7 protein-coding genes are annotated in these 8,274 nt (G+C 62.4%); 4 read left to right on the forward strand and 3 right to left on the reverse strand.

What is annotated here, in order from left to right:
* Nucleotides 1-104: 104 nt before the first annotated feature.
* From CWO89_RS37100 to CWO89_RS37110, 3 genes are all read right to left on the reverse strand, one after another.
* The gene (locus tag CWO89_RS37100) at nt 105-851 is read right to left on the reverse strand and encodes an SDR family NAD(P)-dependent oxidoreductase (RefSeq protein WP_130583323.1); all 747 of its coding nucleotides are present in this window, start codon (nt 849-851) and stop codon (nt 105-107) included.
* Between the two features lie 18 nt (nt 852-869).
* Nucleotides 870-1,604 (reverse strand): SDR family oxidoreductase, encoded by a 735-nt coding sequence (locus CWO89_RS37105; RefSeq protein ID WP_130583324.1) that lies wholly within the window; start codon nt 1,602-1,604, stop codon nt 870-872.
* 132 nt (nt 1,605-1,736) lie between these two features.
* Nucleotides 1,737-3,545, reverse strand: a complete 1,809-nt coding sequence (locus tag CWO89_RS37110) for an IlvD/Edd family dehydratase (protein ID WP_130583325.1) — start codon at nt 3,543-3,545, stop codon at nt 1,737-1,739.
* Between the two features lie 221 nt (nt 3,546-3,766).
* On the opposite strand from CWO89_RS37110, the gene CWO89_RS37115 reads away from it, so the two are divergent.
* The 4 genes from CWO89_RS37115 (at nt 3,767) to CWO89_RS37130 (ending at nt 8,189) form a co-directional block, all read left to right on the forward strand.
* Entirely contained in the window at nt 3,767-4,828 is a 1,062-nt protein-coding gene (locus CWO89_RS37115; protein WP_130583326.1) for an ABC transporter ATP-binding protein, read from the forward strand.
* Between the two features lie 63 nt (nt 4,829-4,891).
* The gene (locus CWO89_RS37120) at nt 4,892-6,214 is read left to right on the forward strand and encodes an ABC transporter substrate-binding protein (protein WP_028164603.1); all 1,323 of its coding nucleotides are present in this window, start codon (nt 4,892-4,894) and stop codon (nt 6,212-6,214) included.
* A 114-nt stretch (nt 6,215-6,328) separates the two neighbouring features.
* Complete coding sequence (locus CWO89_RS37125) at nt 6,329-7,288, forward strand: carbohydrate ABC transporter permease (protein ID WP_130583327.1); 960 nt, start codon at nt 6,329-6,331, stop codon at nt 7,286-7,288.
* Nucleotides 7,281-8,189, forward strand: coding sequence for a carbohydrate ABC transporter permease (locus CWO89_RS37130; protein ID WP_130583328.1), 909 nt, complete (start codon nt 7,281-7,283; stop codon nt 8,187-8,189). Before CWO89_RS37125 ends, CWO89_RS37130 begins: the two co-directional genes overlap by 8 nt.
* Nucleotides 8,190-8,274 lie beyond the last annotated feature (85 nt).

The following is an 8,274-nucleotide window of genomic DNA, read 5'->3' on the forward strand; positions in this document are numbered from 1 at the left end:
CTAGAACTTCGGTTCTGACTGAATCAGAACCGAAGTTCTAGATTCTTATTTTGACGCGTTTTCTTCACGCGAACCGGTATCCACTTCGCTCGAAAACGCTCTGATTAATACGTCGCGCGGCCGCCGGAGATGTCGAACACGGCTCCAGTGGAGAAGGCGCAATCCTCCGACGCCAGCCAGGCGACCAGCGCGGCGAGCTCTTCCACCAGCACGAAGCGGCCCTTCGGGATCTTCGACAGCACGAAGTCGATATGCTGCTGCGTCATCTGGTCGAAGATCGCGGTACGCGCCGCCGCCGGCGTCACCGCGTTGACGAGGATGTCGTGCTGCGCGAGTTCCTTGCCGAGCGATTTCGTCAGCGCGATCAGGCCGGCCTTGGACGACGAATAGTGCGCCGCGTTGGGATTGCCTTCCTTGCCGGCGATCGAGGCGATGTTGACGATGCGGCCGTAGCCCTGCTTGAGCATCGCCGGCACGATCGCCTTGCAGCAGATGAAGGGACCGTCGAGGTTGATGCGCAGCACCTTGCGCCATTCCTCGAGATCGGTCTCCCACACGGTCTTGTTGATGCCGGCGATGCCGGCATTGTTGACGAGGATGTCGATCTTGCCGAACGCTTTCAGCGTCTCGTCGCGCGTCTTCTCCACCGCGGCCAGATCGGCGACGTCGACCTTGAATGCGGCCACTTCCGGGCCAATCTCCTTCGCGGTCTTCTCGGCCAGGGCGATGTCATGATCCCAGATCGCGACTTTGGCGCCGGAGGCGACAAAGCGCTCGGTGATCGCGCGCCCAAACCCCTGCGCGCCGCCGGTGACAACGGCACTGCGGCCGGTGAGATCGTATTCGTTCATGGTGTGCCTTCCTTAAGATTAGAGTGTCCAGCCGCCGTCGATGGCATGCGCGACGCCGGTGGTGAACGCGCTCTCGTCGCTGGCGAGATAGATGGCGAGTGCGGCGATCTCTTCGGCGGTGCCGAGCCGGCCCATCGGCTGGCGGGCGATGAACATCTCGCGCCCTTGCGGGCCTGCGGCGGCGGCGCGCTGCAGCATCGAGGGCGTCTCGACCGTGCCGGGGCAGATGCAGTTGCAGCGGATGCCTTTGGAGATGAAGTCGGCCGCGACGGAGCGGGTGAGGGCTGCCACCGCAGCCTTCGTCGCGCCATAGACGTAACGGTTCGGTGCAGCCTTGAACACGCCAGCGGCGGAGGAGATGTTCACGATCGCGCCGCCGCCGGCGTCCAGCATGCCGGGCAGGAAGGCGCGGATCGTGCGGTGCATCGACTTCACATTGAGGTCGAAGGAGAAATCCCAGTCCTCGTCGGAGCAATCGAGCACCGTGCCGTGATGGACGAAGCCCGCGGCATTGAGCAGGATGTCGGTCTTGCCGACGCGCTTGGCCATCGCCATGACCGCAGCGGTGTCGCGCACGTCGAGCCGCGCCACCTCAGTGACGCCCTCCTGCTTGAGGAGCGCGAGCTTCTCCTCGTCGATATCGGTCGCGAACACGGTGGCGCCCTCGCGCGCAAAGGCGACCGCGCAAGCGCGGCCGATGCCTACGGCGGCCGCGGTGACGAATGCGCGCTTGCCCTTCAGGCGGTCTGACATGTTGTCTCCTTCGTCTGGCTCCGTCATTCCGGGGCACGCGAAGCGTGAGCCCGGAATCCATTTGTCCCCTTGCGTATGTGGCGCAATGGATTCCGGGTTCGTCGCTTCGCGACGCCCCGGAATGACAGCACGTCAATGATTATCCCGGGCCACCCCGACTTTGCCGGCGATGTCGTGATAGCGGGTGGCGAGTTCGAGGCAGGCGCCGGTGGCCTGCTGGCCGACGGTCGCGCGGTAGAGTTCCTGCCACGGCGTCTGGTTCGCCGGATAGCGGAAGCCGCCATTCGCCTTCAAATCGGCGTGACGCTTCTTCACTTCGTCATCCGAGATCAGGATGTTGGCCGTGCCTTTGTTCAGGTCGATGCGCACCCGGTCGCCGGTCTTCAGGATCGCCAGCCCGCCATCGGCGGCCGCTTCCGGCGAGGCGTTGAGGATCGAGGGCGAGCCCGAGGTGCCGGATTGGCGTCCGTCGCCGATGCAGGGCAGGGACAGGATGCCGCGTTTGATCAGCGCCGCCGGCGGCTGCATGTTCACGACTTCGGCACCGCCGGGATAGCCGATCGGACCGGCGCCGCGGATGAACAGCATGCAGTGCTCGTCGATCTCGAGCGCGGGATCGTCGATCCGCTCGTGGTAATCCTCCGGTCCCTCGAACACGATGGCGCGGCCCTCGAAGGCGTTCGGGTCCCTGGGATTAATGAGATAGCGGTCGCGGAACTCCTTGGAGATCACGCTGGTCTTCATGATCGCGGAATCGAACAGATTGCCGCGCAGCACCAGGAAGCCTGCGTCCTTCACCAGCGGCTTGTCATAAGTCCAGATCACGTCACCATCGGGCTGGGCCGCTTCCTTGCAGTTCTCGCCCATGCTGCGGCCGTTGACGGTCACCGCATCTTCATGGATGCGCTTGTGCGTCATCAATTCACGCACCACCGAAGGCACGCCGCCGGCGCGGTGATATTCCTCGCCGAGATAGAAGCCGGCCGGCTGCATGTTCACCAGCAGCGGCACGTCATGGCCATATTTCTGCCAGTCGTCGATCGACAATTCGACGCCAACATGGCGGGCAAGCGCATTGATATGGATCGGCGCGTTGGTCGAGCCGCCGATCGCCGAATTCACCACGATGCAGTTCTCGAACGCCTTGCGGGTGAGGATATCGGAGGGCTTCAGGTCCTCCCAGACCATCTCGACGATGCGCTTTCCGGTCTCATAGGAGATCTGGCCGCGCTCGCGATAGGGGGCGGGGATCGCCGCGCAGCCCGGCAGCGACATGCCGAGCGCTTCGGCCAGCGAGTTCATGGTCGAGGCGGTGCCCATCGTGTTGCAATGGCCGACGGACGGCGCCGAGGAGGCGACGATGTTCATGAACTCCTCGTAGTCGATCTCGCCCGCGGCGAGTTGCTCACGCGCCTTCCAGACCACTGTGCCGGAACCGGAGCGCACGCCATTGTGCCAGCCGTTCAGCATCGGCCCGCCCGACAGCACGATCGCAGGCAGGTTGACGGTCGCCGCCGCCATCAGGCAGGCGGGCGTGGTCTTGTCGCAGCCGGTGGTCAGCACCACGCCATCGAGCGGATAGCCGAACAGCACTTCGACGAGGCCGAGATAGGCGAGGTTGCGGTCGAGCGCGGCGGTCGGCCGCTTTCCCGTCTCCTGGATCGGATGGGTCGGAAACTCCATCGCGATGCCGCCGGCTTCACGAATGCCCTCACGCACCCGGTGCGCGAGTTCAAGATGATGGCGATTACAGGGCGAGAGATCGTTGCCGGTCTGCGCAATGCCGATGATTGGTTTGCCGGACTGCAGTTCCTGCCGCGTCAGCCCATAATTAAGGTAGCGCTCGAGATAGAGCGCGGTCATGCCGGGGTTGTGCGGGTTGTTGAACCATTCGCTGGAGCGGAGCTTGCGCTTGGTGACTGGTGTAACAGGCTTGTTCATTGTTTCTCCCCGAGCGCAACGGCTCATGCTGCACCGCACTCAGCCTCGTTTCATTGACGCGACTTTATGCACGTCGATCGACTGTTCGCAATTGATTGAGCACGCGATATTCAACTTTGATCCAACGACATCGCGAAAAAATTCTGCTAAGAGGCAACCCAACTTGAAGAGCGGGCGGGGCCTTTATGGTCCTAACCGCCGCTAGAATCGGAGGGAATTGAATGGCGTCGGTGCAGATTAGCGACGTGCGCAAGTCGTTCGGTGGGTTTGAAGTCCTGCACGGCGTGACTGTTCCGATCGAGGACGGCGCGTTCGTGGTGTTGGTCGGCCCCTCCGGCTGCGGCAAGTCGACGTTGCTGCGCATGTTGGCGGGGCTGGAGAACATCACCTCCGGGACGATCTCGATCGGCAATCGCGTGGTGAACAACGTGCAGCCGAAAGAGCGCGACATCGCGATGGTGTTCCAGAACTACGCGCTCTACCCGCATATGACCGTTGCCCAAAATATGGGCTTCTCATTGAAATTGAGGAACGCGAACCAGCAGGACATTGCCGCCCGGGTCAAGAAGGCTGCCGAAATCCTCGCGTTATCGCCGCTCCTGGAGCGCTTTCCCCGTCAATTGTCGGGCGGTCAACGCCAGCGCGTCGCAATGGGGCGCGCCATCGTCCGCGATCCCCAGGTGTTCCTGTTCGACGAGCCGCTGTCCAACCTCGACGCCAAGCTTCGGGTTGCGATGCGCACCGAGATCAAGGAACTGCATCAGCGGCTGAAGACCACGACCGTCTACGTCACCCACGATCAGATCGAGGCCATGACCATGGCCGACAAGATCGTGGTGATGCATGACGGCATCGTCGAGCAGATGGGATCGCCGCTCGAGCTCTATGACAAGCCCGACAACCAGTTCGTCGCAGGTTTCATCGGCTCGCCGGCAATGAATTTCCTGAACGGGCACCTGAAATCCAACGGGCAGATTTACGTCGAGACCGAGAATGGCGCCAGATTGCCGGTGGCGACGGCGCCTACCGCCTCCGATGGGCTTCCGGTCGTCTACGGCATCCGGCCCGAACATCTCGAACTCGCCAGCGACGGCATCGAGGCCGAGGTCGTCGTCGTCGAGCCAACCGGCTCGGAAACGCAGATCGTGTCGCGCATCGGCACGCAGGACATCATTGCGGTGTTCCGCGAGCGACATGACGTCAAGCCTGGCGAGCGCATCCATTTGCGGCCGCGCGCGTCGGCCGCTCATCTGTTCGACAAGGACACCGGCCACCGCCTCTAGGCGGCCGGATTAACAAGCCCAAACAACACCATAAAATTAAGTAAGTAAGGGAGAAGACTTGAAATGAATAAGTTTACCACCGATCGCCGCTCGCTGCTCAAGGGCGGCGCGGGCCTTTTGGCTGCCGCAGCGACGATGTCGGGCGACGAGCTCTTGGGCTATGCGAAGGCCTGGGCGCAGACTTCGCCGTGGAAGCCGGAGCCGGGGGCGAAGATCAATCTGTTGCGCTGGAAGCGCTTCGTCGAAGCCGAAGACGTCGCCTTCATGAAGATCGTCGACGCCTTCCAGAAGGCCAACAACGTCACCATCAACGTCTCCAACGAATCCTACGACGACATCCAGCCCAAGGCGTCGGTTGCCGCCAACACCGGGCAGGGCCTCGACATGGTCTGGGGACTCTATTCACTGCCGTTCCTGTTCCCGAGCAAATGCGTTGATGTCACCGATGTCGCCGACTATCTCGGCCAGAAGTGTGGCGGCTGGACCGACTCCGGCAAGGCCTATGGCATGCTCAACGGCAAATGGATCGGCATTCCCGTTGCCGCCACCGGCGGCCTCGTCAACTACCGCGTTGCCGCGGCCGAGAAGGCTGGCCATAAGGAATTCCCGAAGGATCTCGCCGGCTTCGCCGACCTCGTGAAGGGCATGAACAAGAACGGCACGCCTGCCGGCATGGCGCTGGGCCATGCTTCCGGTGACGCCAACGGCTGGCTGCACTGGGCGCTGTGGGCCCATGGCGGCAAGATGATCGACAAGAACAACAAGGTCGTCATCAACTCACCGGAGACCGCGAAGTCGCTCGAATACGTCAAGGGCCTCTACGAGAACTTCGTGCCGGGCACGGCGTCGTGGAACGACAGCTCCAACAACAAGGCGTTCCTCGCTGGCCAGCTTCACCTCACCACAAACGGCATCTCGATCTATGTGACGGCGAAGAAGGAGAATCCGCAGATCGCGGAGGATATGAATCACGCGCATCTGCCGCCCGGCATCGACGGCAAGACGCGCGAGCTGCATCTCGGCTTCCCGATCCTGATCTTCACCTTCTCGAAGTACCCGCAGACCTGCAAGGCGTTCACCGCCTTCATGCTGGAGCCGGACCAGTTCAATCCCTGGATCGAAGCGGCGCAGGGTTATCTGTCCCACTTCCTCCTCGGCTACGACAAGAATCCGGTCTGGACCGCCGATCCCAAGACGACGCCTTACCGCAGCGTCGCGCAGAGCGCGTCGACGCCGGCCGGCGAGGCGCAGATGAGCGAGAACGCGGCGGCGGCGATCGCCGACTTCGTGCTCGTCGACATGTACGCGAACTACTGCACCGGACGCGAGGATACGAAGACCGCGATGGCTTCGGCCGAACGCGCGGCCAAGCGCATCTTCCGCTAAGCGAACGGCCGGCGCAGACCATCGCGCCGGCCCAGGTTTGAAGGTGATCGGGGCAACGCTCGGCCGTGGGGGCACGGGGCCGGGCGTTGCCTTCGATTAGGAGTTGGAGACGGAATGAGTACTGTCCAGACATCGATGCCGGTACGGGCCGCCGCAGCCGGCGAGCCGTCACTTTGGTCGAGGCTGCGCACGAGCCGCAACTGGGCGGCGCTTTGGTTCATGCTGCCGGCCGCGGCCTTCCTGATCCTGTTCCTGGCCTATCCGCTTGGCCTTGGTATCTGGATGAGCTTCACGGACGAACGCATCGGCCGTGAGGGCGTCTTCATCGGCCTCGAGAACTATCAATGGCTGTGGGACGACGCGATCTTCTGGCTGTCGGTCTTCAACACGATCCTCTACACGCTGGTCGCCAGCATCATCAAATTCGCGATCGGCCTTTATCTCGCGCTCCTGCTCAACCGGCACATGCCGTTCAAGGCAATGATCCGCTCGATCGTGCTGATTCCCTTCATCGTGCCGACGGTGCTGTCGGCGATCGCATTCTGGTGGATCTACGACGCCCAGTTCTCGATCATCTCGTGGTCGCTGATCAAACTCGGCCTGATCGAGCACAACATCAACTTCCTCGGCGACAGCAACTGGGCCCGCGGCAGCGTCATCTTCGCCAATGTCTGGCGCGGCGTTCCCTTCGTGGCGATCACGCTGCTGGCCGGCCTGCAAACGGTCTCGCCCTCGCTCTACGAGGCGGCGACGCTCGACGGCGCCACCAACTGGCAGCGCTTCCGCTACATCACCTATCCGCTGCTGACGCCGATCATCGCCGTGGTGATGACGTTCTCGGTGCTGTTCACCTTCACCGACTTCCAGCTGATTTGGGCCCTGACCCGCGGCGGGCCGGTCAATGCGACGCATCTGATGGCGACGCTGAGCTATCAGCGCGGCATAATCTCCGGACGATTGGGCGAGGGCGCGGCGATTGCGACCGCTATGATCCCGTTCCTGCTGGCCGCCATCGCGATTTCCTGGTTCGGCATGCAGCGCCGCAAGTGGCAGCAAGGATCGAACAATGACTGATTCAGCCCTGCATTCGAAAGCACCGGCGCCGGCCGCGACCGACGACTCCGAGGGCATGAGCTATCTGGAGTCGCTGCCGCGCCGCCTGATCACGCTCTATCTGCCGCTGTTCATCATCCTCGTGGTGCTCCTGTTCCCGTTCTACTGGATGGTGCTGACGTCGATCAAACCCGACGAGCAGTTGATCGACATGGAGAAGTTCAACCCGTTCTGGGTTGTCCATCCGACCTTCAAGCACATCAGCAAGCTCCTGTTCGAGACGCAGTATCCGAGGTGGCTCTGGAACACGATGTATGTGGCCGTTGGAGCCACCTTCCTGTCGATCGCGGCCAGCGTGCTGGCGGCCTATGCGATCACGCGGCTGCGGTTCAAGGGCGCCGACACCGTCGGCATCCTGATCTTCTTCGCCTATCTGGTGCCGCCGTCGATCCTGTTCATCCCGCTGGCCTCGGTGATCCAGGCCTACGGCCTGTTCGACTCGCCGCTGTCGCTGATCCTGGTCTATCCGACCTTGCTCATTCCGTTCTCGACCTGGCTGTTGATGGGGTACTTCAAGACCATCCCCTATGAGCTCGAAGAGTGCGCGCTGATCGACGGCGCCTCGCGCTGGCAGATCCTGGTCAAGATCATCGTGCCCTTGGCAATCCCCGGCCTGATCTCGGCCTTCATCTTCTCGTTCACGCTGTGCTGGAACGAGTTCATCTATGCGCTCACCTTCCTGCAATCGACGCCGAACAAGACGGTGCCGGTCGCGATCGTCAATGAGTTCGTCGACGGCGACATTTACAAATGGGGATCGCTGATGGCCGGTGCGCTGGTCGGCTCGCTGCCGCTCGTGATCCTTTACGCCTTCTTCGTCGAGCATTATGTGTCGGCCATGACGGGAGCCGTGAAGGAATAGCGCGAGAGGCCCGTTTCCGGAGTATGGTGATTTCAGATCGGAGCGACGGTGGCAGTTCTCCCTCTCCCCGTTCTTACGGCTATTA

Source organism: Bradyrhizobium sp. Leo170 (assembly GCF_004296405.1).
In the GTDB taxonomy this organism is placed as follows: Bacteria; Pseudomonadota; Alphaproteobacteria; order Rhizobiales; family Xanthobacteraceae; genus Bradyrhizobium.